This is a genomic window from Hydrogenophaga sp. (assembly GCF_036675665.1).
Taxonomy (GTDB): Bacteria; Pseudomonadota; Gammaproteobacteria; order Burkholderiales; family Burkholderiaceae_C; genus Hydrogenophaga.
In genome coordinates this window covers 130,401-152,647 of the sequence record NZ_JAKFEO010000031.1, presented here as the reverse complement: position 1 = coordinate 152,647, position 22,247 = coordinate 130,401, and the positions used below count along the sequence as shown (strand labels likewise).

Below are 22,247 nucleotides of genomic sequence, written 5' to 3'. Positions count from 1 at the left end.
GACCCGAGGGGGATGCGGCTAAAAACTTGAACTACCTGGAGGTAGTTCATGTATTCCTACGAAGACCGAATCCGAGCCGTCAAGCTCTACATCAAGCTTGGCAAGCGCCTCAGGGCCACCATCCGCCAGTTGGGCTATCCGACCAAGAACTCCCTCTTGGCTGGTACCGGGAGTACGAGCGGAGCCAGAACCTGCGAGTCGGGTATTCGCGATCAGGACAGAAGTATTCCGATCAGCAGAAGCATGCGGCGGTGAAGCACTACCTTGATCACGATCGGTGCATTGCCTCGACCATGCGGGCATTGGGATATCCCGGTCGGGAGCTACTGACCGAGTGGATTGACGAGCTGCACCCCGAAGTTCGCCACCGAATGGTGGGCCGGGCACCGAACACCCTGCACCCCGACGCGCTTAAGAGTGCAGCGGTGAGCGTCTGGAGCGAATGACGACCGTTCCGGCCAGCTTGTCGTGCCACCCTTGCTTCTTGGCATCGAACGCCACCCACAGCAGCCCGAGCCCGAGCGGAATGGTGGCGACAAAGTAACCCAGATAGCGGCCAATGGTCTGCCCAACGGAGAGTTTGCCGCCCGTCCTGGCATCCACGACCTTGAGGGAGACGAGCATCTTCCCGGGGGTGGCTTGTTTGTACAGCCAGAACAGGACCACCGCCACAAAGGGCGCCACCCAGGATATGAGGATGTCTGCGGGTCCCGCGAACATCGTCATCTTGGAACCATCGAAATAGGCCCACCCATAGATCGCAACAAGCAAAGGACCCGTGACAAGCACGATGAGGAGGGTATCGAGCAGCGCTGCGCCGACTCTTGCCCAAAAGCCTGCGTACACCAAATCGTCTACTGGCACCGAGACATCTCCCTGTTGACCGAACTTGCGGACGATCCAGTAATAGGCGGCCCCCAAGAGCAAGTAATAGCCAGCCATTGGCCACAAGAACCCCTCCAGGCTGACCGGGGCTGCCTCTGCCGGTGCGGCAGCTTTGGGTGTCGTGTAGGTGAGCACAAGCCCCATCGCGTCGCGTGCGTCTTCCAGCTTCTTCGCGTAGTCAGCCGTGTCTTCAGCCTTCACGTGATCGCTCAGCGATGTGTACCGGCTCACACGCGTGAGCAGGCGAGGCGTGGTGGTCAGCTCGTCCGTGAATTCGAAGGCCGGATGGCGAACGACATTGCTCTCGGGGTCAACAGGCCAGTCTTCGGGAAGACGAACCACCGTTGTGTTCTCGATTACCGTCGGATGGGGGATCGCCAGCGGCGCGTTGCGCACCCGCTCGCGGGGTCCGTTCAAGTGGCTGCGCATGTCAGGCGCCCGGATGCTGGCCTCCAGCATCCCTGGCTTGTCACCCTTGGTCCAGAAATCGGCGATCTGGTAGCGCTCGACCACGGTCAGGACATTGGTCTGCGTGTTGTCGTCCACATCCATCGGCCCGGCGGACACGATGCCCGGGTAATAACCGCCATAGAAATTCAGATAGTCGCGCTGCAGCGCTTCCAGGTTGCTGCCAGACAGCTGGTTGCGCAGCTGTTCGGCGCTCACACCGGTCAACTCGGTGGTGACGGTCAAGGTGGCCGTCTTGCCGATGCCTTGTGTCGCGTCAAACTCCGTACGGATCTTGCGCGTGGTCTGCGTGGCATCGCCCTGCTGCATGGGCTCCAGATCCCGGGTGGCCGGGTCAATGATGAGCGCATGACCGAAGTAAGGTTGGGAGATGGCATGGATCGGGCCAGTCTGCGGATAGCTGGTCGGGTCGATCCAATGCTGCTGCCCATTGACCTGCGCCCGGACAAGCACGTGGTCAAAAGCTGCCGCCGATGGGATTCGCTGCATCACACCCTCGCGAACCCGGGTGTTGACCAGCCCGGCGCGCGCCTCGATGCCCAGCGCCTTCAGCATGGTCAGCGTGAGCAGGGTCTTGTCCTTGCAATCTCCAAAGCGACGTGCCAGCACCACCCCAGGCGCGCTGGGGGTGTAGGAGCCGGCGCCTATGACCACGCTCAAGTACCGGATGTTCTTCTGCACAAACTGAAGCACCGCCACCACTTGGTCGCCGGCGTCGGCATGGGTTCGACGAATGCGATCCACCTCTGCGCTCAATTCGCCGGCGGGCAGCGGCGGCACCGCGTACAGCGGCACCGCCCATTGGCTCACTTCCCCCCAGTCACGAAACGAACTCCACTGCACAAAAGGATAGGGGTCGTACCAAACGGGAGCTTCGTCACTCACACGCAAACCGGGCACCGCCCGCGCAGTCCATTCGAACTGGCGCAAGCCGCCCTGCAGACTCTCGGTCGCAGGCTGATCCATGTTCATATTCTTGAACTGGATCGGGCGCTCGGCGGGCCACAGCAGTCGGGTGTGCAGCGCGTGCACCGGACTGCGCCATTGCATGTCGAAAGCCCCGAAATGGTGACCTCGCATCTCCGGCCTCGACCCCTGCACCGTGTAGGCGTACTCGACCACATCGCCCACCCGCACATCCTGCAGAAGTACGCTCACCGTCAGACGGCCATCGAGGATCAAGGCCTCCAGCTCTTTTTCACGTTGCAGCGTGCGGATCGGCGCCGTGGCCAATTGAGAGATGACCCGCCCCTGCCGGTGCACGGCCAAGGTGTGCAACTGCAGGCGTTGGTAAGCAGGATCGAAATCAATGTCGATACTTGCAGCCTGCTCCACGCCCTTGTCGTTCACTGCCTTGATGGCAAACCGGTTGAAATGCTGCCGGTCCGTGCCGGACACGCGGGTCTGGCGATCAGCCAACAGGTAGTACACGCCGCCGTGTATTTGCTCCATGGGCACGGTGGCGTTCTCGTCCAGTGGGATGGATTTGACCCACGCGGGCGCCGGGACCTTGGCCGGAGGCACGATGACCGCATGGGCGTTAGCCACCCCGAGCAAACCCAACAAGCCCACGCCGAGGATGCGCAGAAGGCACACGCCCCGCGCTCGATTGAACAAGTCCGTCAAAACGATTCCCCCTGAATCTCATCGCCCGGTCGCTCCGGACAACCTGTAATGAATTGTATGCACGCCCTGCCGCCGCCTCACGACCATACAGGTGTTCAAGGACAGGGGATTGACTGGCAGCCTGTTGGGAAGAACATCTGGGGTAGGCGCACCGAAGCGCCGTGTCCGCGCCACACGTAGGCCTGCAACGTCGGCAGCACCCCGAAGAGCTGACCCTCAAAACTTGTCACTGCCAGGGCTTGGATGGCCGCAATGTGGCAAGCACTGCGGGCTCAGCTCTTCATCCCAACTGTCGGCAATCGCTGCAGAACGGTTCTTAGAGGTGTACAGCTACACCCTCCCTCTCACCGCTTGTCGCCTCGCACAGCAGTCACAAGACCGTTGTTACAAGTCACCGAACCGCCCCGACCCACTTTATTCCAACCCGACTCGCTTTATTCCCCAATATCACTATTCACACCCCCGCGGCACCCTCACTCCACCGTGACGCTTTTCGCCAGATTTCGAGGCTTGTCCACATCCGTCCCCTTCGCCAGCGCCGTGTGATACGCCAGCATCTGCAGCGGCACCACATGCAGGATCGGTGAGAGCGCGCCGTAGTGCTCGGGCATGCGGATGACGTGGACGCCTTCGCTGCTGGTGATGCGGGTGTCGGCGTCGGCCAGCACATAGAGCACGCCGCCGCGTGCGCGCACTTCCTGCATGTTGCTCTTGAGCTTTTCCAGCAAGGTGTCGTTGGGAGCCACCGTCACCACCGGCATGGCCGCGGTCACAAGAGCGAGTGGCCCGTGCTTGAGTTCGCCGGCCGGGTAGGCCTCGGCGTGGATGTAGCTGATCTCCTTGAGCTTCAAGGCACCTTCCAGCGCGATCGGGTAGTGAAGGCCCCGGCCGAGAAAGAGCGCGTTGTCCATGCGCGCGAAATCTTCGGCCCAGCTGATCACCTGCGGCTCCAGTGCGAGCACGGCCTGCAGGGCCACCGGCAGGTGGCGCATGGCCTTGAGGTGGTCGGCCTCGGCTTCTTCGCTCAGGTTGCCGCGCACCTGGGCGAGTGCCAGCGTGAGCAGGAACAGGCCGGCGAGCTGGGTGGTGAAGGCTTTGGTGGAGGCCACGCCGATCTCGACGCCAGCGCGCGTGATGTAGGCCAGCTCGCATTCGCGCACCATCGCTGAGGTGGACACGTTGCACACCGTCAGCGTGTGTTTCATGCCCAGGCCCTGCGCGTGGCGCAGTGCGGCCAGGGTATCGGCAGTCTCACCGCTTTGCGTGATGGTCACCACCAGCGTGCGTGGGTTGGGCACGCTGGTGCGGTAGCGGTACTCGCTGGCCACTTCCACTTGCGTGGGGATCTTCGCGATGCTCTCCAGCCAGTACTTGGCGGTGCAGCCGCTGTAGTAGCTGGTGCCGCAGGCCAGGATGAGCACGTTGTCGATGTCCTTGAAGATGCGGTACGCACCGTCACCGAACAGCTCGGGGGTGATGCCTTCCAGGCCTTCGAGCGTGTCGCCGATGGCGCGTGGCTGCTCGAAGATCTCTTTCTGCATGTAGTGGCGGTAGGGGCCGAGTTCGGCCGCACCGCTGTGGGCCTGCACGGTCTTCACGGGGCGCTGCGTCGCATCGAGCGCACGGCCCTGGGCGTCGAGCACCCAGTAGCGGCCGAGCTGCAGGTCGACCAGGTCACCCTCTTCCAGATAGACGATCTGATCGGTGACGCCGGCCAGAGCCATGGCGTCGCTGGCCAGGAAATGCTCACCGCCGCGCGCACCGTCAAGGTTGCCCACGCCCAGCACCAGGGGCGACCCGGCGCGTGCGCCCACCACGCGGTGCGGCTCGTCTTTGTGGAACACCGCGAGCGCGTAGGCGCCGTGCAGTTGCACCACGGCTGCCTGCAGCGCCGTGAACACGTCGCCTTCGTACAGGGAGTCGATCAGGTGGGCGATGACTTCGGTGTCGGTCTGACTCTCGAACACATAGCCCTTGGCCTGCAGGGCAGCGCGCAGTTCGTCGTGGTTTTCAATGATGCCGTTGTGCACCAGCGCCACGCGGCCCACGGTGCCCGCCACCGCACCAGGGCCGTGGCTGAAGTGGGGGTGGGCGTTGTGCACCACCGGGGCGCCGTGGGTGGCCCAGCGGGTGTGCGCGATGCCGGTCCCGCTGGCGATGCCGTCGGTCTGCACCTGCTGTGCCAACTCCGCCACCCGCGCCGTGCTGCGCGCACGCTGCAAGCCGCCGGTGTGCACCGCCACGCCACAGGAGTCGTAACCGCGGTACTCCAGCCGTTGCAGGCCCTGAACCAAGACCGGGACGATGTTGCGCCCTGAAACCCCTGCGACGATGCCACACATGTTGCTGCTCCGAAAATGAATGAACGCTGATGCTAGTGACAAGTTCTTGAAATAAAAGATCAAAATTTCACATTTCATCAACAATAATTTCTCGCATCGGAAAACATCATCAATTACTTCATAAACCAACCAAATATGGAACAAATCACCATCGACGAGGCCGACCTCCGATTGCTCGACCTTCTGCAAAACGATGCGTCCCTGAGCAACCAGGCCCTGGCCGAACAGGCGCATCTTTCGCCACCCACCACCCTCAGACGTGTCAAACGCCTGCGCCAGCTCGGGCTGATCGAGCGCGAAGTGGCGCTGCTCAGCGTCGATCGCCTGGCCCCCCTGCTCGGTCAGGGGCTCACGGCGCTGGTGGAAATCACGCTGGAGCGCCAGAGCGCGGAACTGCTGGATGCTTTTGAAAAGCGCGTGCTCCCTGTTGTTCAGGTTCAACAGTGTTACCGCGTGAGCCCCGGGCCCGACTTCGTGCTGGTGGTGCACTGCCTGGACATGCCGGACTACCTGGCGCTGGCTCAGCGCCTGTTCACCAGCGATGCCAACGTGCGCAACATCAAGGCATTTTTCAGTCTGAAGCGCGCCAAGTTCGAGCCGCGTGTGGCGCTTCCGGGCAAGCTTCCCCCGTGACGCCGATTGACCACATTGGTACTCAACGCGGCCAAAAATTGCATACATACCGCACATTTGTCGCGCTGTACCCCCCCTCGAAGAGTTGACGAAACAAACTTTATGTAACAACCTTCGTTCTTAGCCAAACTGAAACTGGCGGTTTGGACCCAGGAGGTTTTTCGATGAATACGACGTGGATTGCAGTGCTCGGAGCGCTGGCCCTGCTGGGCCTGTGCGCGCTGGGTTATTGGCGCTACCGAATGACGATCCAGTCGTCGGGGCGCGACGACCGATACAGTCCGGAACGCCTGATGACGCCCGAACAGGCCCAGATGCTCGATTACCTGCAAGACACTTTTCCCGGCCAGGCGGTGTTGTCCAACATGATGCTGAGCAACATGCTGACGGTGCGCCGCGCGACCAATCGAAAACGCGCCGAAGAGCGGCTGACTCAGCAGCGGGTGGACTTCGTGGTTTGTGGCGCTGACGGCAAACCCACCTTTGCGTTCGACATCGAACAGCACCCCTTGAGCAACGCCAAGCACAAGGCCCACATGGTGAAGATGAAGAACCGCATCCTCAAGACCGCGGGTGTGCGGTTTGTCTTCTTGAAGAACAGCTTGCACCGCATGCCGTCGCCGTCCGACTTTCGCAAGCAACTCAATCTGGCCGAATTGCCCAAACCCAAGGCGAGGGAGACGGGGGGCGCAGGGGAAAGCCGCCGTCAGCAACTGGAGAGCCAGTTCTCGGAGTTCGATTCGCTGAACACCGCCAGCACCGCCTTCCGCGATTCCGAGGTCATGGGCCTGAGCGGCCTGATGGACCTGGATCAGGAAGGTCGGCGCGGTGGTTTCAGCAGTGCCTACAGCAACAGCGGGTTCAACCAGCGCCGCTCCAGCAGCGGCGGCCCCAACAGCAAGTCGCCGGACGATAGTCGATTCGATTCGATGGATGTGCGCGGCGGGCGCTGAGTCGTCCGCCTCACCCCACCAGGCTCCTCACGGGGCCTTTTTCTTTTTCTGGGGCCGTTGCCAGTTGGCAATGCCGACCTGTCTGCCGCGCGCCACCGACAGCGCACCGGGTGCCGTGTCTTTGGTGATGGTGGAGCCGCCCCCCACCGTGCCACCCGCGCCGATGGTCACGGGCGCCACCAGCACGCAGTTGCTGCCCACGTGCACGTCGGCTTCGATCACGGTGCGGTGCTTGTTGGCGCCGTCGTAATTGGCGGTGATGCTGCCGGCGCCGTAGTTCACCCGCTCGCCCACGGTCGCGTCACCCAGGTAGGCCAGGTGATTGGCTTTGGCGCCGGCGGCCAGGGTGCTGTTTTTCACTTCCACGAAATTGCCGATGTGAACCTCGGCGCCCAGATCGGCACCGGGCCGCAGCCGTGCGAACGGCCCCACCAGCGCGCCGGGCCCCACCTTCACACCCAGCTGCTCGCCGTCGATGTGGGTGAACGGATGGATCACCGCGCCAGCCTCGATCACGGCGTTGGCGATCACGCAGTTCGCGCCGATGCGCACACCATGGCCCAGCTGCACGCGCCCCTCGAACACGCAGTTGACGTCGACTTCCACGTCCTGGCCGCACAGCAGTTCACCCCGCACGTCCAGACGGGCCGGATCGGCCAGGCGCGTGCCTTGTTCCATCAGGGTATCGGCCAAGCGCCGCTGATAGGCACGCTCCAGCTCGGCGAGTTGCACCGGGCTGTTCACGCCGGCCACCTGCACCGCATCAACGATGCGGTGCGCCGCAACGCTCAGGCCATCGGCTACGGCGAACTTCACCACGTCGGTGAGGTAGTACTCGCCCTGGGCATTGTGGTTGTCCAGCCGCGCCAGCCAGCCGCGCAGCAGCTGTGTGGGCACGGCCATGATGCCGCTGTAGATCTCGGTGATGGTGCGCTGGGTCTCGCTTGCGTCCTTGTGCTCCACGATGGCCTGCACCGACGCATCGGCCGAGCGCACGATGCGGCCGTAACCGGTGGGGTCGGGCATGTCCAGCGTGAGCAGCGCCAGGCGCTCGCCGGCGCACAGGTCCAGCAGGGCCTGCAAGGTTTCCGGCCGGGTGAGCGGCACATCACCCGAGAGCACCAGGGTCACGCCATCGTCGGGCAGCACGGGCGCGGCCTGCTGCACCGCGTGACCGGTGCCCAACTGAGGCTCCTGGCGCACAAACCGCAGCGCGGTGGTGGCGGGCGCCTGCAAGCCGGCTTCCACCTGCTCGGCACCGTGGCCGGTGATCACCACCACCGAGCGCGCCGATAACCGCGTCGCGCAGTCGATCACATGCTGAGCCAGTGCGCGCCCGCCCAGACGGTGCAACACTTTGGGCCGCAGACTTTTCATGCGCGTGCCCTTGCCGGCCGCCATCACCACCACATCCACTGGGAACGACATGAACACCTCTTTCGGGGAACCGTTGCCCGGCGTTCTTGCCGGGCTTCACGTGCGCCGGATTATCGCCCTGCGGGTGGTGAAGGTCTGTGCGCTGGTCACCATGGCATGGGCCATCACCGCCTGCACCGCCGCACGCCTGGCCTACAACCAGGCGCACAACGCCACCTACTGGTGGCTCGACAGCCATGTGGACTTCACCAACGAGCAGTCGACCCCGGTGCGCGGCGACATCAACGCCTTCTTTCAATGGCACCGCACCAACGAACTGCCGGTGTACGCCGGCCTGCTGCAGCGCTGGCAGACCCTGGCCGCGCAGGACCTCAGCGGCGCCCAGGTGTGCGCCGAGTTCGACGTGATCCGCCAGCGCATCGAGCGCGCGGCCGACGCCAGTGCGCAGCCCATGGCGCGCCTGGCGCTCCAGCTCGATGCGGCCCAGCTGGAACATCTCAAGAGCCGACAGGCCAGGAGCAATGAGGAGTTCGCAGACGACTTCCTCCAGACGTCGCCCGGCAAGCGCCTGGACGCACGCTTCAAGCGCGCGCTGAGCCGCAGCGAGATGCTCTACGGTCGGCTCGACAACGACCAGAAAGCCCTGCTGCGCAACAACCTCCAGGCGTCGGGCTTCGACCCGCAGCGCACCCAGGCCGAGCGGCTGCGCCGTCAGGCCGATCTGCTGCAAACGGTGAAGGAGGCGCAGGCCGCACCCGAAACCGCCACCGAACGCGTGCGCAGCCACATGGCACGCATCAGCCAGTCGCCCACGCCCGGTTTCGACGCCTACACCAACGACATCGTGCGCCAGGGCTGCGCCCAGTTTGCCCAGTTGCACAACACCACCACACCAGAGCAGCGCACCCACGCCGTGCGCGTGCTCAAGGGCTACGAAGACGACTTGCGCGTGCTCAGCGCGCAGCGCTGACAACCGCGCCGGGCGCACCAAAACCGCCTCGCGACGCGCCCGGGTGCCGCGCTTTTTGGTGCAGCAACCGCTGCACGGCCGGGTTTGCGCACAGAGCTGGTGCATCAATCTTGCATACAAGCCTTGTATGGACGTGGCATGGAATTCGCATGGAGTTGAGCCCAAAGGTCCCTCATGGTCAGCTCCACCGACATCGCCCAACGCATCATCGAAGCCGTGCTGGCCCAGCGCCTGGCGCCGGGCACGCGCCTGGGTGAACAAAGCCTGTCGATGCTGTTCGATTGCAGCCGCACCCTGGTGCGCGAGGCGCTGGTTCGCCTGGCCGCGCGCGGCATCGTCACGGTGAGTTCGCGCCGCGGCTGGTATGTGGTGCAGCCGTCGCACGACGAAGCACGCGAAGCCTTCGAGGCGCGCCGCGTGATCGAAACCGGCTTGATCCGCAGCACGAAGGGCATGGACAAGAACGCATTCAAGCGCCTGCGCCAGCACCTCAAGCAGGAACAGGCCGCCCTCAAAGGCGACGACGTCGGCCAGCGCAGCTACCTGCTGGGCGACTTCCACGTGTGTCTGGCCGAATGCCTGGGCAACCAGCTCCTGGCCGACACGCTGCGCGACTTCACCGCGCGCACCACCCTCATTGCCATGCTCTACCAGAGCAACCACGACGCTGTGCAGTCGTGCCAGGACCATGTGGACATCGTCGCGGCCCTGGAGCGCGGCGACACCGACACCGCCGAGCGCTTGATGGAGGCCCACATCGGCCAGGTCCAGGCCGCGCTGCGGCTGGGCACGCTCAACGATCCACTGGCCGATCTGCGCGAAGCCTTGGCGCCGGTGCGCGAAGCCAGCGAAGGTGCCGCTGTGGCCCGCAAGCGCAAATCCAGACCCGATACCCCACCCACCCCCAGCGATACCTACCTAGGAGCCCTGCTATGACCCCGACCAAACGCGCCTTTCTCGCTTCCACCGTGGCCCTCGCGGCCGCCCTGGGCCTGGGCCACGCCCATGCGCAGACCGCCCTCGACGGCGTGATGAAGAACAAGCTCATCAAGATCGCCGTCCCGACCGACTTCCCGCCCTACGGCTTCGTCGGCATCGACCTCAAGCCGCAGGGCCTGGACGTGGACACGGCCAACCTGATCGCAGCCAAGCTGGGTGTGAAGGTCGAGCTGGTGCCCGTGACCAGCGCCAACCGCATCCCCTACCTGCAGACCAAAAAGGCCGATCTCGTTATCTCCACGCTGGGCAAGAACCCGGAGCGGGAGAAGGTGATCGACTTCACCGCTGCCTATTCACCCTTCTTCCAGGCCGTGTACGGCCCCAAGGGCTCGGCGCTCGCGGACTTCAACGGCCTCGGCGGCAAGTCCGTGGCGGTGACGCGCGGCGCCATCGAGGACCAGGAACTCAGCAAGGTGGTGCCGGCCAACACCGACATCAAGCGCTTCGAAGACAACAACGCCACCGTGTCAGCCTTCGTCTCGGGCCAGACGCAATTCATTGCCACGGGCGTTTCGGTGGCCGACAACATGATCAAGCGCAACCCCGCGCTGGGCGCCGAATACAAGCTGCTGCTCAAGGACAGCCCGAACTTCATCGGCGTGGCCAAGGGCGAGGATGCCTTGCGCACCAAGGTCAATGAAATCATCGTCGCCGCCAAGAAAGCCGGTGAGCTGGATGCCATGGCGAAGAAGTGGCTCGGCCGTCCTGCGGGCACCCTGCCTGAATAAGCTGGCCCCAGCGCATCGGGTCCCACCATGGGCATCGAACTCGACTTCCCGGCCGTGCTCGCGCAATGGCCGCTGCTGGCCCGGGGCGTGCTCTGGACGCTGGGCCTGACCGCCATCTCTGCGGTGATCGGCCTGCTTGTCGGCACGGCCTGCGCCTGGGCGCGCAGCAGCGGCCCGCTGGCGCTGCGCTGGATCGCGGGCACGTACGTGGAGCTGATCCGCAACACGCCCTTCATCGTGCAGCTGTTCTTCGTGTTCTTCGGCCTGCCGGCCGCGGGCGTGAAGCTCACGCCCGAGATCGCGTCGGTCATCGCGATGGTGATCAACCTCGGGGCCTATGCGGCCGAGATCATCCGCGCCGGCATCGAGGCCACGCCCAAGGGGCAATTCGAGGCCGCGGCCAGTCTGGCGCTCTCGCGCATGCAGATCTTCCTGCACGTGGTGCTGCCACCGGCATTGAAGAAGGTGTGGCCCGCGCTCACCAGCCAGATCATCATCGTGATGCTCGGCTCGGCGGTGTGCGGCCAGATCTCCACGCAGGAGCTCAGCTACGCCGCCAACCTGATCCAGAGCCGCAACTTCCGCGCGTTCGAGGCTTTCATCGTGGCCACCGGCATCTACCTGTTGCTGTCCATCGGCGTGCGTGGTCTGCTCAATTGGGTCGGCCCACGCTACCTGTTCGGAGGCAGACGATGAGCCCCATACTCACTTCGTTCGCGGCCCCCAAGGGGCGCGCATTGCCCTTCGGGCGGCCGGGCGGGCGTTGCCATGGTTGATTTCTCGTTGTGGGACATCGTGCGCAACCTGCTGCTGGCCGCGCGCTGGACGGTGGCGCTCTCGCTGATCGCCTTCATCGGCGGCGGCATCGTCGGCATGGCGCTGCTGGTGGCGCGCACCGCGAAGTGGCCGGGTGCCGAAACCTTCGTGAGCGGCTACGTGCAGCTCTTCCAGGGCACGCCGCTGCTGATGCAGCTGTTCCTGGCCTACTTCGGCCTGGCGCTGTTCGGCTACGAGACCTCGGCGTGGACCGCGGCGGCGGTCGCGCTCACGCTCTACACCAGCGCTTTCCTGGTCGAGATCTGGCGCGGCTGCGTGGCGGCCGTGCCCAAGGGCCAATGGGAAGCGGCACAAAGCCTGGCGCTGAACTTCGGCGAACAGCTGCGCTACGTGGTGCTGCCGCAGGCCACGCGCATCGCCATCGCGCCCACGGTGGGTTTTCTGGTGCAGGTCGTCAAGGGCACGGCGCTGGCGTCGGTGATCGGCTTCGTCGAGCTCACCAAGGCCGGCACCATGATCACCAACGCCACCTTCGCGCCCTTCCTGGTCTACAGCTGCGTGGCCCTGATGTACTTCGCGCTGTGCTTCCCCGTGAGCCTGTACGCGCGCACCCTCGAGAGGAAACTCAATGCAAGTCGCTGAACCCGCTGTGGCCGAGACCGCTCTGGCCAACGCCCGCACCATCGTCGACATCCGGCAGCTGCGCAAGTCCTACGGCAGCAACGAGGTGCTCAAGGGCATCGACCTGCAGGTGAAAGCCGGCGAGGTGATCGCCATCATCGGCAAGAGCGGCTCGGGCAAGAGCACGCTGCTGCGTTGCATCAACGGGCTGGAGGTGTTCCAGGCCGGCACGCTCACCGTGGACGACAAGCCCCTATTGCACAAGGACGCGGCCGCCATGCGCGAGCTGCGCCAGCACGTGGGCATGATCTTCCAGAACTTCAACCTGTTTCCGCACCTGAGCGTGGGCCGCAACGTGATGCTCGCGCCCAGCCTGGTGAAGAAGACCGCCACCGCCGAAGGTGCCGAGCGTGCGCGCCAGTTGCTGCATCGCGTGGGCCTGGGCGAGAAGTTCGATGCCTTCCCCGACCAGCTCTCGGGCGGCCAGCAGCAGCGCGTGGCGATCGCGCGCGCGCTGGCCATGCAGCCCAGCGTGCTGCTGTGCGACGAGATCACCTCGGCGCTGGACCCCGAACTCGTGGGCGAGGTGCTGCGCGTGGTGGAGTCGCTGGCCGACGAAGGCATGACCTTGTTGATGGTCACGCACGAGATGAGCTTCGCGCGCAAGGTCAGCGACCGCGTGATCTTCATGCACCAGGGCCGCGTGCACGAGATGGGGCCGCCCGCGAAGCTGTTCGGTTCGCCCGAGACACCGGAACTGCAGCAATTCCTCTCGTCCATCAACGACTAAAAGCGCATCACACCACGAAGCGCATCCACGCCCAGACCACGGCCAGCGTGGCAAGCGTCACCGGGATGCCGGTGATCGCGTGGCGCTTCCAGTCGATCACGATGCCTTGCTGGCGCGCAAGGTCGGCGACGATCAGGTTGGCGATCGAACCCACCAGCAGCAGGTTGCCCGCGAAGGTGGTCACCAACGCGAGCATCACACCGGCCTGCTCACCGCTGCCGCCCAGGTGCGGCAACAGCAGCATGACGGCCGGCACGTTGGACACCAGGTTGGACAACACCGCGCCAACCACCAGCAGCGGCCCCGGGTCGGTGAGGTGCACGCCCTGCGTGCCCAGCCAGGCCACCGCCTGCGCGGCCAGGCCCGTGGTCTCGAACGCGTGGTTCACCACGAACAGGCCCATGAAGAGGATGAGCAAGGGCCAGTCCACCAGGCCCATGACGTGCGAGGAATGCAGTCGCCGGCTCAGCAGCAACACGCCCGCGCCCACCAACGCGGCCACATCGCGCGGCCAGTCGGTGAAAAGAAAGATCAACAACAGCGCGCCAGCGACCACCAGGCCCTTGGTGGTCTGCCACGCATCAAACGCGGGCTCGTCAAAGGCAGGGCTGTTCACGCCCTCTCCCTCCGGGAGAAGGTGGGGGTGAGGACTCCCCGCCCCCGCCTTCGCACCCGGCCCGAACGCCAACCACCCCCACAACAACACCAGCCCGATCGCCACCGGCGGCAGCGCCTGCCGCACATAACCTCCGAAGGGCAGTTGCAGCACCGAGCCGATCAGCATGTTCTGCGGGTTGCCGATCAGCGTGGCCGCCGAGCCGACGTTGGCCGCACACGCCAGGCCGACCAGGAACGGCAGCGGGTTCAGGCCACGCTGCAGGCACAGCCGCGCGACCACCGGCGTCATGGCCAGGCAGACGATGTCGTTGGAGAACACGGCAGAGAGCGCGCCCGAGACCACGATCAGCGCGGCCAGCAGGCCGTTGCGCGACAGCGGCATGGCGCCCACGCGGCGCGTCACCGCACCGTAGAAGCCGCCCAGCCGCATCTGCGCCGACACCACCATGAAGGCGAACAGCAGCACGATGGTGGGCAGGTCGATGGCGCGCGCGGCGTCTTCCACCGGCAGCCCGCTCAGGCCGATCACCGCGATCGCGCCCAGCAGGGCCACGCCCGAGCGGTCCAGCTTCAGGCGCGGCAGGCCGCCGAGGAACATGCCGAGGTAGACGACGGCGAAGACCACGACGATGCCCCAGTCGGTGGCGGTGTGGTGCAGGAGGGTGGTGGGCATGGGCGGTGAGGTGGGACGCCGTGGATCGTAGCGTGAGGCTCAACAAAAAGCCGCCCGAAGGCGGCTGGCTTGGCGAGCGGCGCAGCGGCATCAGGCCTGCAGCGCGCTCCACATCTCCTGGTCCCGCTCGGCGGTCCAGATGCGCGGGTTCTTGATGCCCTTGGCCTCGTCGTAGGCGCGGCTCACGTCGAACGGCAGGCAGTGTTCGTAGATGAACACGTGGCCGAACACCGGGTCCATGCTCTTGCGGGTGTGGGCCATCGCTGTCTTGAGATCCATGCCGGCGGCGGCGGCTTCCTTGCCGGCCTGGAACAGCGTGGTGACCCAGCGCTGCGTGTAGTCCAGCGCCTTGTTGACGTCGTCCTTGCCTTTCATGGCTTCGCCGCGACCCGGCACGATGGCCTCGGCACCCAGGGCCCGCAGGGCTTCGAGCGTGGCGGGCCATTCTTCCAGTTGCGCGTCGCCGGTGTAGACGCCGGCCTCGTACTCCACGAGATCGCCGCTGAACAGCACCTTCTCTTCCTCCACCCAGGCAATCGTGTCGCCGCGCGTGTGGCCAGGACCCGGGTGCCAGATGCTGACCTTCACGCCGCCCAGGTCCACTTCGAGGCTGCCCTGGCGGCCGGGTTGACCGTCGCCGATCACGAGCGTCGGCCAGGTCAGGCCGGGCACGCTGTCGGCGCCGCGGAACAGGCGCGGGAAGCGCTCCATCTCGCTCTGCATGTCCTGCGCACCGCGCTCGACGATGAGCTCAAAGGTGCCGCGGCTGGCGATGACTTCGGTGGCACCTTCGGCCACATAGGCGCTCGCGCCCAGCACGCGCACCGCGTGGTAGTGGGTCAGCAGCACGTACTTGATGGGTTTGTCGGAAACGGTGCGGATGTGTTTGATCAGGTCCTGCGCCATGGCCGGGGTGGCGGTGGCGTCGCTGACCATGATGAACTTCTCGCCGATGATCACGCCCGAGTTCGGGTCGCCTTCGGCGGTGTAGGCCCAGCAGTGCGGGCTGAGCTGTTCAAAAGTGGTTTTCTTGTCGTCCAGGTCGGCCTGGGAGGCGAATGCTTTGCTCATGGCGGTCTCCGTGTGGGGAAGTGGCGGATTTTACCTAAACGAAACCCGTTTCGCATAGGTGAACGAATTTCAACCCTGGGCCGGGCCCGCCAGACCGCGTTCCATCATGGCGACCACCTCGTCGGCGAAGGCGCTGTAGCTCATGGCGCCGCCCGGGCGCAGCCAGGTGAAGGTCCAGTTGATCATGCCGAACAGCATCATGGTCAGCGCGGTCTGGTTGACCGGCGTCACGCGATCGGGGTAGGCGCGCTTGAGGAAGCGGGTGAAGGCGGCGACCACGTCGCGCTGGCGGTTGAGGATCAGTTCGCGCTGCAGCTCGCCGAGGAACTTGGTATCGGACACCAGCGCCACGTGGCGCGTGGCCGAGGTCTCGTATTCGGCCAGGAAGGCGCGCACCAGTTCGCTCAGGGCGTCGCGTTCGCTCAGGTTCTTGCGCTGCGCGCGGGCCTCCGATTCGCCAATGAGCGCGAGCAGGCGCTGGGTGTAACGGTCGAGCAGGTCGAACAGGATCGCTTCCTTGCTCTCGTAGTAGTGGTAGAGCCGCGCCTTGCTGGTGCCGCAGGCCGCGGCGATGTCGTTCATGCTGGCCGCGGGAAAGCTCTGCAACGCGAAGCAGCGCGCCGCGACATCGAGGATTTCATCGCGCTTGAGATCGTGCGAAGCGGATTTGGGTCTGGCCATGAAAACATTGTCCCACCCCCGCGCCGGCCCTACGGGCCGTCACCCCCTCGCGGGGGCAATGCCTGTGGCCCGGCAAAGCCGGTTCCACGGCATTTCTGGCTGAAGACACCTCACGCCGGCACCCACTAACATCCCAGCATGGTCAAACCCGTCGATCCTTTCGCGCTGCACGCCTGCGAGCTGCTTTCGGGCGTGGGGCCTTGCGTGCCCAAGCGCATGTTCGGCGGCTGGGGCATCTCCACCGACGGCATGAACATCGCGATCATCGCCTGGGACACGCTGTTCCTGAAGACCAACGCCGACACCGAGCCGCAGTGGTTGGCCGCCGGCGGGCGGCCTTTCGTCTACGAGGCCAAGGGCAAGGCCATGAAGCTGAACTACCACACGCCCCCGGACGAGGCACTGGAGTCACCCGCGCTCATGCTGCCCTGGGCGCGGCTGGCACTGGAAGCCGCGGTGGCCGCGCGCAAGCCGAAAAAACGGCCAGCGCGCAAGAGCAGTTAGCGGCTGCAGCGACCCGCGCAGCGGCGGAGCGTGGGGGCTCTGCCTTCAAGGTTGGTTGGATTCGTAAGGGGTCAGCACGCGGCCCCGGCCTGCCACCAGGAACTCGCTGTAGCCGAACAGCCCGCGCATCAATCGCGCGAACGCCAGACCCGCTTGCCCCAGCGCCACCCCGAGTTCGCGCGAGGGTGTCACCACCTCGCGGCCGAAACGGTCGGGCCGCTCGACGGCAAGGGCATCGGGCTCGGCGCACCATTCGAAGCGCACCGGCGCGGCGCTGGCCGGCTGCCAGGGCTCCATGACCAGGCGCGCACCGGCCGGTACGGACAGGCTTTCGCCTGCGCCCAGCATCACGTCACCCGACTCGTTGCCCGCGCCCTGGTGCGGCAAACCCAACGTCACCCACGCCCGTCCCTGGGTGATGTGCAGACGGCTGGGCACATGCGGGCGCAGGGTCATGGCGCGGCGCACATCGAGGCGCCAGCCGCGCGCCGATGCGGCGCAGGCGGGGCGATCAGAGACAACGGCAGCGGGGGTGGAACGGGTGTTCATGTGAAGCTCCTGATAAGGGACGATGGCTCATCCTGGGAACGAATGTTCGCGCCTCGGCTCCTCACCGTCCAATGAATACGCAGTAAGCTATTGATTCGATAACCGCATCAATGCCCGGAGCCCCCATGCAGCTCACCAGCAGCCATCCCCGCACCCGACCCATCGCCGCCGGACACCTGCGCGCCTTTGAAGCGGTGGCCCGCCATCTCAACTTCCGCGCGGCGGCCGAGGAGCTTTCGCTCACGCAGAGCGCGGTGAGCCGGCAGATTCAGGCGCTGGAAGACGAGGTTGGCACCGCCCTGTTCCTGCGCCACACCCGTGCAGTCGAGCTCACCAGCGCAGGCTCGCAGCTGCTGCGCGCCGCGGCCTCCGCGCTGGAGCGCATTGATGCGAGCGTGCGGCAGATCCGCCAGAGCGCGGGCCGCAAGAGCGTGGCCATCACCACCTGGGCTTCGTTCGCTTCGATGTGGCTGATCCCGCGGCTTGAAGCCTTCCAGCGCGACCACCCCGACATCGACATCCGCATCGACGCCACCGACAACGCGGTCGACCTCGCCACCTCCGACGTGGACCTGGCGCTGCGCTACGCGGTGCCGCAAGGCATACCGGCCGGCGCACAACGGCTTTTTGGCGAGCAGCTCACGCCGGTGGCCAGCCCCTGGTTGCTCAAGACGCAGCCGATCCGGAGCATCGAGGACCTGTCCAAATGCGCCTTGATCGAGGCCGGTGACGCGCACCGCACGCGCCACCTGGAATGGCTCACCTGGCAGCGCTGGCTCGACACCTTCGGCGCGAAGCCCGTCGTGGCCTTGGGCAAACGCACGCGCGCCAGCGCGCCGTCGGCCAAGCTCTCGCCACAGCGCTGGATGTACTTCAACTACGCCAACCAGATCGTGCAGGCCGCACTCACCGGCCAGGGCGTGGCGCTCGCGCGCCTGCCGCTGGTGGCCGAGAGCCTGGCCAGCGGCGCGCTGGTGGAGCCGCTGCCCCACACCCGGCTGGACTCGCCACTGGTCTACTGGCTCATGGTGGCGCCGCGCAGCGCGCAGCGGCCCGAGGTGAAGGCCTTCTGCGACTGGCTGCTGCTGCAGGCCGCGGCCACGCGCGAAGCCATCGGCGACGTGCCCGACCCCGACACCATTGATCAAATGGATTAGGCTGCCCTCCGCGCCGCTTTCGGCGTCACCCCCCAGGGGACGGCTCCTGCGGCCCGGCAAAGCCGGTTCCGCGGCGCCACTGGATCAAACCCTTCGCTTCAACACCATGTCCGCTTCCCGTCAACTTGCCGCCGGCAACCTGCGCAGCATCGTCTTCATGCTCGTGGCGGTGGGCTTCTTCGCGCTCATGGACGCGGTGCTCAAGACGCTTTCCGCGCGTTACCCGGTGCTGCAGATCGCGGCGTTGCGGGGCATGACCGCGATGCCGCTGGTGCTGCTCTACATCGCGTGGCGAGGCGCATGGCACACGGTGTTCAAGGTCCGCTGGCCGCTGCATCTGCTTCGCGGCGTGCTCGGTATCGCCATGCTGTCGCTGTTCACCATGGGTGTGCGCGAGCTGCCGCTGTCGGCCGCGTACACGCTGTTCTTCATCTCGCCGCTGCTCATCACCATGCTGTCGGTGCCGGTGCTCAAGGAGCGGGTGCCGGCCGCGCATTGGTGGGCGATTGGCGTCGGCTTCATCGGCGTGCTCATCGCGCTGCGGCCCAGCGGTGAAGACCTGCAGAGCGGCTTCGTCACCGTGGGTGGCCTGGCCACACTGGGCGCGGCGCTGTGCTACGCGGTAGCCGCCGTCACGGGCCGTCTGGCCAGCCGCACCGACAGCAGCGAGAGCATGGTGCTGTGGATGATGGTGCTGATGTCAGTCGGCGCAGGCGCTCTCGCCTGGTCCGACTGGGTGGCCATCGAGCGCAGCGACGCACCGTTGCTGCTCGCTCTGGCCATCACCGGCTTTGGTGGCCAGCTCGCGATCACCGAGGCCTTCCGCCATGGCCAGGCCTCTGCGGTGGCACCGTTTGAATACAGCGCGCTGGCCTGGGGCCTGGGGCTGGACTGGATGATCTGGCACACGCTGCCCGCCTCACACACCTGGCTGGGCGCGGCCATCATCATCGGCAGCGGGCTCTACCTGGTGCGGCGCGAGAAGCGCATCACCGAGGTGCACGCGAACGCCGAGCATCCCTGAGCGACGATCCGCCGCCGGGGCGCTCCAAGGCGGATCAGCGCCCTCGGGGGCAGCGACCCGTGCGGCGGCGGAGCGTGGGGGCACTACCTCTCGGGCCACATGACGCCGGTGTCCGACAGGACGGCGTCCAGCGGCACGTCGTGGATCTCGGGCTTCAGGTACGGCAGCCAGCCAAAGTCGTAGCCCAGCCCCACGGTGAAGGGTTTGGGGTTCAGGCCGGCCAGCGTGCGGTCGTAGAAACCGCCGCCGTATCCCAGGCGAAAACCGCCGGGGCCATAGCCCACGCAGGGCACGAAGATCAGCGTGGGTTCCACGATTTCGGTGTCCTTCGGCTTCGGAATGCCGTAGGCATCTTCTTCCATCGGGCAGCCCGGGTACCAGGTGTAGAAGGTCAGTGTCTTGTCGATCTTGTTGACCACCGGCAGGCTGATGCGCCGGTGCCGTTGCGCGCCCTGCGCGTCCTCCTCCAGACCAGCCTCCTGCCAGCGAAACAGCGCCGGCAGCGGATCGAACTCGCCCTTGATGGGCCAGTAGGCGCCAATCACCGCATCGGGCCGCTCGATCAGCCACACGCGCATGACCCGTTGCAGCAGGTCGTTGCGCAGATTGCGATCGGCCAGCGCCTGGCGCTTTTCGATCAGCGACTTGCGCCACTCGGTTTTCAGGGCAGCCGCCGTTGATCCTTCGGCCTGTTTCCTGGAGGGTGGTGGAGCATTCGGGCCGTCTTTGGTGTCCATAATCAACGCATGAAACAGGTAGGTGTGAAACGGGGATCAAAAGTGCAGACCACGGTCGACATGCGGGGCATGCATCGGTGGACTCTGCGTTTCATTATGGCCGTGCTGCTGTTGCCAGGGCTGGCGCACGCACAAGGCAGCGCCGGGGGCGATGCCACCTTGCTGGAGATGCGCGAGGCCTTCCGCCGCAACAACACCACCCAGCTCACGCGTCTGCTGCCTGCCGTGCGCGGCCACTCACTGGAACCGCTGGCCATCTATTGGGAAATGAAAGCCCGGCTTGAAACCGCCAGCCCGGTCGACATCCGCGCGGCCATGGACCGCATGGCCGGCACCTACTGGGAAGACCGCCTGCGCAACGACTGGATGCTGCTGCTGGGCCGTGCGCGCGACTGGACCAACTTTTCAACCGAGCTCCCGCGCTTTCGCATGAACGACGACCGGCAGGTGAGCTGCTACGCCCTCATGCTCGACGCCGCCAGCGGGCGCATGCCGGCAGAACTCGCCGCGCAGCGCGTGCGCACGCTCTGGCACGCCCAGCGCGAGGCCGATGATGGCTGCGCGACCGCAGCGCAGTCGCTGCTGACCAGTGGGCAACTCCAGCCCGAAGCCGCCTGGCAGCGTGCGCGCCTGGCCGTGGACGCCAACCGCCCGCGCGTGGCCAGCCAGGCCGTGGGTCTGCTCGATCCGGACTGGGCCAGCATGGTGGACACCGCCATCAGCGACCCCGCCAAGTACCTGGACGAGAAGATCACCGCCATCCGCCCGCGCACCAAAGAGTTGGTGACCTTGGCCATCATCAAGCTGGCCTTCAACGATCCGACCGCCGCTGCGCTGGAGATGGACCGCACACGCTGGAAAACCCAGCTCACCAAGGAAGAGCGCAGTTGGGTCTGGGGCGTGATCGGCAAACGCTCCGCGCAAAAACTGGAAACCCAGGCCCTGACCTACTTCGCCAACGGTGAAGACCGCTTCATGCACGACGACCACCTGGCCTGGAAGGCGCGCGCGGGCATGCGCGCGGGCGCCTGGGGCCATGTGCGCGATGCCATCGCGGCCATGAGCGAATCGCAGCAGGGTCAGCCCGACTGGATCTACTGGAAGGCACGTGCCCTGCAGGCGCTCGACCTGCCCGACGCGCCCACCGCCTCGGCACAGGCCCGCACGCTGCTCGAATCGATCGCCTCCGAGCGTGGCTTCTACGAACAGCTCGCACTCGAAGACCTGGGCCGACAGATCACCACTCCACTCGCCCCCACACCACCGAGCGCCGAAGAAGCCGCGGCCGCGCAGCGCAACCCGGGCTTGCGCCGGGCGCTCATCGCCATGCGGTTGGGCCTGCGCAGCGAAGGCGTGCGCGAGTGGAACTACACCACCAACCTTCACGATGCCGGCGGCATGGGCGAGCGTGAACTGCTCGCCGCCGCCGCCCTGGCCTGCGAAGCCGAACTCTGGGACCGCTGCATCAACACCAGCCTGCGCACGCCCACCATGCAAGACCACGCGCAGCGTTTCCCCACGCCACACCGCTCCGCCGTGGTGCCGCGCGCACGCGAGATCGGCCTGGACCCGGCTTACGTGTACGGCCTGATCCGTCAGGAAAGCCGCTTCGTCACCGACGCGCGCTCGGGTGTGGGCGCCTCGGGTCTCATGCAGGTGATGCCGGCCACCGCACGCTGGACCGCCCGCAAGATCGGCCTGACCGATTTCAGGCCGGCCCAGATCACCGAACGCGACACCAACATCCTCATCGGAACGGCCTACCTCAAGCTTGCGCTCGACGACTTCGAGGGCTCGTTGCCCCTGGCCGCAGCCGCCTACAACGCCGGGCCAGGGCGCCCGCGCAACTGGCGCAACGGCCCGGTGCTGCCGGGTGAAATCTGGGCTGAAAACATTCCGTTTGAAGAGACACGTGACTACGTCAAGCGTGTTCTCGCCAACACCACCAGCTATGCCGCGCTGCTCACCGGCCAGCCGCAGTCGCTGCGCGCGCGGCTGGGCACCATCGGTCCGCGCGTGGGCGGCGATGCGACCATCAACCGCGATCTCCCCTGAACATCCTGG

The 22,247-nt window shown here is 65.8% G+C and carries 20 protein-coding genes and 1 pseudogene; 13 read left to right on the top strand and 8 right to left on the bottom strand.

Annotated features, from left to right (window positions below; genetic code table 11):
• Positions 1 to 48: 48 nt before the first annotated feature.
• A pseudogene (locus V6M63_RS12305) lies at positions 49 to 428 on the top strand (IS3 family transposase); the annotation flags it as partial.
• Here the strand turns inward: V6M63_RS12305 and V6M63_RS12300 are convergent.
• Together V6M63_RS12300 and glmS are read right to left on the bottom strand one after the other, a co-directional pair.
• The gene (locus V6M63_RS12300; protein WP_332742284.1) at positions 412 to 2,805 is read right to left on the bottom strand and encodes a DUF3857 domain-containing protein; all 2,394 of its coding nucleotides are present in this window, start codon (positions 2,803 to 2,805) and stop codon (positions 412 to 414) included. The pseudogene V6M63_RS12305 and the gene V6M63_RS12300 overlap by 17 nt on opposite strands.
• 647 nt (positions 2,806 to 3,452) lie before the next feature.
• Positions 3,453 to 5,321 (bottom strand): glutamine--fructose-6-phosphate transaminase (isomerizing), encoded by a 1,869-nt coding sequence (gene glmS, locus V6M63_RS12295; RefSeq protein WP_332742155.1) that lies wholly within the window; start codon positions 5,319 to 5,321, stop codon positions 3,453 to 3,455.
• 135 nt (positions 5,322 to 5,456) lie between these two features.
• Here glmS and V6M63_RS12290 point away from each other — a divergent pair, with 135 nt between their 5' ends.
• The gene (locus V6M63_RS12290) at positions 5,457 to 5,954 is read left to right on the top strand and encodes an Lrp/AsnC family transcriptional regulator (RefSeq protein WP_332742153.1); all 498 of its coding nucleotides are present in this window, start codon (positions 5,457 to 5,459) and stop codon (positions 5,952 to 5,954) included.
• A 164-nt stretch (positions 5,955 to 6,118) separates the two neighbouring features.
• Positions 6,119 to 6,907, top strand: coding sequence for a DUF2726 domain-containing protein (locus V6M63_RS12285; RefSeq protein WP_332742151.1), 789 nt, complete (start codon positions 6,119 to 6,121; stop codon positions 6,905 to 6,907).
• Positions 6,908 to 6,934: 27 nt separating this feature from the next.
• On the opposite strand, the gene glmU is transcribed toward V6M63_RS12285, so the two are convergent.
• A complete protein-coding gene (gene glmU / locus V6M63_RS12280) occupies positions 6,935 to 8,335 on the bottom strand; it encodes a bifunctional UDP-N-acetylglucosamine diphosphorylase/glucosamine-1-phosphate N-acetyltransferase GlmU (RefSeq protein WP_332742149.1) in 1,401 nt (466 codons plus the stop codon).
• Between glmU and V6M63_RS12275 the strand changes: the two genes are divergently transcribed.
• The 6 genes from V6M63_RS12275 (at position 8,334) to V6M63_RS12250 (ending at position 13,169) form a co-directional block, all read left to right on the top strand.
• Positions 8,334 to 9,254, top strand: coding sequence for a DUF6279 family lipoprotein (locus V6M63_RS12275; RefSeq protein ID WP_332742147.1), 921 nt, complete (start codon positions 8,334 to 8,336; stop codon positions 9,252 to 9,254). The two genes, glmU and V6M63_RS12275, sit on opposite strands and share 2 nt — an antisense overlap.
• A 174-nt stretch (positions 9,255 to 9,428) precedes the next feature.
• A complete protein-coding gene (locus tag V6M63_RS12270; RefSeq protein ID WP_332742145.1) occupies positions 9,429 to 10,190 on the top strand; it encodes a GntR family transcriptional regulator in 762 nt (253 codons plus the stop codon).
• A complete protein-coding gene (locus V6M63_RS12265; protein WP_332742143.1) occupies positions 10,187 to 10,981 on the top strand; it encodes a transporter substrate-binding domain-containing protein in 795 nt (264 codons plus the stop codon). The genes V6M63_RS12270 and V6M63_RS12265 overlap by 4 nt, the downstream gene beginning before the upstream one ends.
• Positions 10,982 to 11,008: 27 nt before the next feature.
• On the top strand, positions 11,009 to 11,677 hold the full coding sequence (locus V6M63_RS12260) for an amino acid ABC transporter permease (RefSeq protein WP_332742142.1): 669 nt from the start codon (positions 11,009 to 11,011) through the stop codon (positions 11,675 to 11,677).
• Between the two features lie 72 nt (positions 11,678 to 11,749).
• A complete protein-coding gene (locus tag V6M63_RS12255; protein WP_332742141.1) occupies positions 11,750 to 12,400 on the top strand; it encodes an amino acid ABC transporter permease in 651 nt (216 codons plus the stop codon).
• The gene (locus V6M63_RS12250; RefSeq protein WP_332742139.1) at positions 12,387 to 13,169 is read left to right on the top strand and encodes an amino acid ABC transporter ATP-binding protein; all 783 of its coding nucleotides are present in this window, start codon (positions 12,387 to 12,389) and stop codon (positions 13,167 to 13,169) included. Before V6M63_RS12255 ends, V6M63_RS12250 begins: the two co-directional genes overlap by 14 nt.
• A 7-nt stretch (positions 13,170 to 13,176) precedes the next feature.
• On the opposite strand, the gene V6M63_RS12245 is transcribed toward V6M63_RS12250, so the two are convergent.
• The 3 genes from V6M63_RS12245 to V6M63_RS12235 all read right to left on the bottom strand — a co-directional run bounded on the left by V6M63_RS12245 (position 13,177) and on the right by V6M63_RS12235 (position 16,212).
• Positions 13,177 to 14,460 (bottom strand): anion transporter, encoded by a 1,284-nt coding sequence (locus tag V6M63_RS12245; RefSeq protein WP_332742138.1) that lies wholly within the window; start codon positions 14,458 to 14,460, stop codon positions 13,177 to 13,179.
• Positions 14,461 to 14,550: 90 nt separating this feature from the next.
• Complete coding sequence (locus tag V6M63_RS12240; protein ID WP_332742137.1) at positions 14,551 to 15,531, bottom strand: MBL fold metallo-hydrolase; 981 nt, start codon at positions 15,529 to 15,531, stop codon at positions 14,551 to 14,553.
• Between the two features lie 69 nt (positions 15,532 to 15,600).
• A complete protein-coding gene (locus V6M63_RS12235) occupies positions 15,601 to 16,212 on the bottom strand; it encodes a TetR/AcrR family transcriptional regulator (RefSeq protein ID WP_332742136.1) in 612 nt (203 codons plus the stop codon).
• A 138-nt stretch (positions 16,213 to 16,350) separates the two neighbouring features.
• Between V6M63_RS12235 and V6M63_RS12230 the strand changes: the two genes are divergently transcribed.
• Positions 16,351 to 16,716 carry a TfoX/Sxy family protein gene (locus V6M63_RS12230; RefSeq protein WP_332742135.1) on the top strand — a complete coding sequence of 122 codons (366 nt, stop codon included), beginning with the start codon at positions 16,351 to 16,353 and terminating at the stop codon, positions 16,714 to 16,716.
• 45 nt (positions 16,717 to 16,761) lie between these two features.
• Here the strand turns inward: V6M63_RS12230 and V6M63_RS12225 are convergent, their stop codons facing one another.
• Positions 16,762 to 17,265, bottom strand: coding sequence for a DUF2917 domain-containing protein (locus tag V6M63_RS12225; RefSeq protein ID WP_332742134.1), 504 nt, complete (start codon positions 17,263 to 17,265; stop codon positions 16,762 to 16,764).
• A gap of 125 nt (positions 17,266 to 17,390) precedes the next feature.
• Between V6M63_RS12225 and V6M63_RS12220 the strand changes: the two genes are divergently transcribed.
• Entirely contained in the window at positions 17,391 to 18,422 is a 1,032-nt protein-coding gene (locus tag V6M63_RS12220; protein ID WP_332742133.1) for a LysR substrate-binding domain-containing protein, read from the top strand.
• A 106-nt stretch (positions 18,423 to 18,528) separates the two neighbouring features.
• Positions 18,529 to 19,446, top strand: coding sequence for a DMT family transporter (locus V6M63_RS12215; RefSeq protein ID WP_332742131.1), 918 nt, complete (start codon positions 18,529 to 18,531; stop codon positions 19,444 to 19,446).
• Positions 19,447 to 19,529: 83 nt separating this feature from the next.
• Here V6M63_RS12215 and V6M63_RS12210 read toward each other — a convergent pair whose 3' ends face one another.
• Positions 19,530 to 20,183, bottom strand: a complete 654-nt coding sequence (locus V6M63_RS12210; protein ID WP_332742129.1) for a 5-formyltetrahydrofolate cyclo-ligase — start codon at positions 20,181 to 20,183, stop codon at positions 19,530 to 19,532.
• A gap of 96 nt (positions 20,184 to 20,279) precedes the next feature.
• Here V6M63_RS12210 and V6M63_RS12205 point away from each other — a divergent pair, with 96 nt between their 5' ends.
• A complete protein-coding gene (locus V6M63_RS12205) occupies positions 20,280 to 22,238 on the top strand; it encodes a lytic transglycosylase domain-containing protein (protein WP_332742282.1) in 1,959 nt (652 codons plus the stop codon).
• Positions 22,239 to 22,247 lie beyond the last annotated feature (9 nt).

Excerpts from the sequence above, each read along its gene's own strand:
- V6M63_RS12300 (WP_332742284.1), bottom strand. The coding sequence starts at position 2,805 with ATGGAGCAAATACACGGCGGCGTGTACTACCTGTTGGCTGATCGCCAG.
- glmS (WP_332742155.1), bottom strand. The coding sequence starts at position 5,321 with ATGTGTGGCATCGTCGCAGGGGTTTCAGGGCGCAACATCGTCCCGGTC.
- V6M63_RS12290 (WP_332742153.1), top strand. The coding sequence starts at position 5,457 with ATGGAACAAATCACCATCGACGAGGCCGACCTCCGATTGCTCGACCTT.
- V6M63_RS12285 (WP_332742151.1), top strand. The coding sequence starts at position 6,119 with ATGAATACGACGTGGATTGCAGTGCTCGGAGCGCTGGCCCTGCTGGGC.
- V6M63_RS12275 (WP_332742147.1), top strand. The coding sequence starts at position 8,334 with ATGAACACCTCTTTCGGGGAACCGTTGCCCGGCGTTCTTGCCGGGCTT.
- glmU (WP_332742149.1), bottom strand. The coding sequence starts at position 8,335 with ATGTCGTTCCCAGTGGATGTGGTGGTGATGGCGGCCGGCAAGGGCACG.
- V6M63_RS12270 (WP_332742145.1), top strand. The coding sequence starts at position 9,429 with ATGGTCAGCTCCACCGACATCGCCCAACGCATCATCGAAGCCGTGCTG.
- V6M63_RS12265 (WP_332742143.1), top strand. The coding sequence starts at position 10,187 with ATGACCCCGACCAAACGCGCCTTTCTCGCTTCCACCGTGGCCCTCGCG.
- V6M63_RS12260 (WP_332742142.1), top strand. The coding sequence starts at position 11,009 with ATGGGCATCGAACTCGACTTCCCGGCCGTGCTCGCGCAATGGCCGCTG.
- V6M63_RS12255 (WP_332742141.1), top strand. The coding sequence starts at position 11,750 with ATGGTTGATTTCTCGTTGTGGGACATCGTGCGCAACCTGCTGCTGGCC.
- V6M63_RS12250 (WP_332742139.1), top strand. The coding sequence starts at position 12,387 with ATGCAAGTCGCTGAACCCGCTGTGGCCGAGACCGCTCTGGCCAACGCC.
- V6M63_RS12245 (WP_332742138.1), bottom strand. The coding sequence starts at position 14,460 with ATGCCCACCACCCTCCTGCACCACACCGCCACCGACTGGGGCATCGTC.
- V6M63_RS12240 (WP_332742137.1), bottom strand. The coding sequence starts at position 15,531 with ATGAGCAAAGCATTCGCCTCCCAGGCCGACCTGGACGACAAGAAAACC.
- V6M63_RS12235 (WP_332742136.1), bottom strand. The coding sequence starts at position 16,212 with ATGGCCAGACCCAAATCCGCTTCGCACGATCTCAAGCGCGATGAAATC.
- V6M63_RS12230 (WP_332742135.1), top strand. The coding sequence starts at position 16,351 with ATGGTCAAACCCGTCGATCCTTTCGCGCTGCACGCCTGCGAGCTGCTT.
- V6M63_RS12225 (WP_332742134.1), bottom strand. The coding sequence starts at position 17,265 with ATGAACACCCGTTCCACCCCCGCTGCCGTTGTCTCTGATCGCCCCGCC.
- V6M63_RS12220 (WP_332742133.1), top strand. The coding sequence starts at position 17,391 with ATGCAGCTCACCAGCAGCCATCCCCGCACCCGACCCATCGCCGCCGGA.
- V6M63_RS12215 (WP_332742131.1), top strand. The coding sequence starts at position 18,529 with ATGTCCGCTTCCCGTCAACTTGCCGCCGGCAACCTGCGCAGCATCGTC.
- V6M63_RS12210 (WP_332742129.1), bottom strand. The coding sequence starts at position 20,183 with ATGGACACCAAAGACGGCCCGAATGCTCCACCACCCTCCAGGAAACAG.
- V6M63_RS12205 (WP_332742282.1), top strand. The coding sequence starts at position 20,280 with ATGGCCGTGCTGCTGTTGCCAGGGCTGGCGCACGCACAAGGCAGCGCC.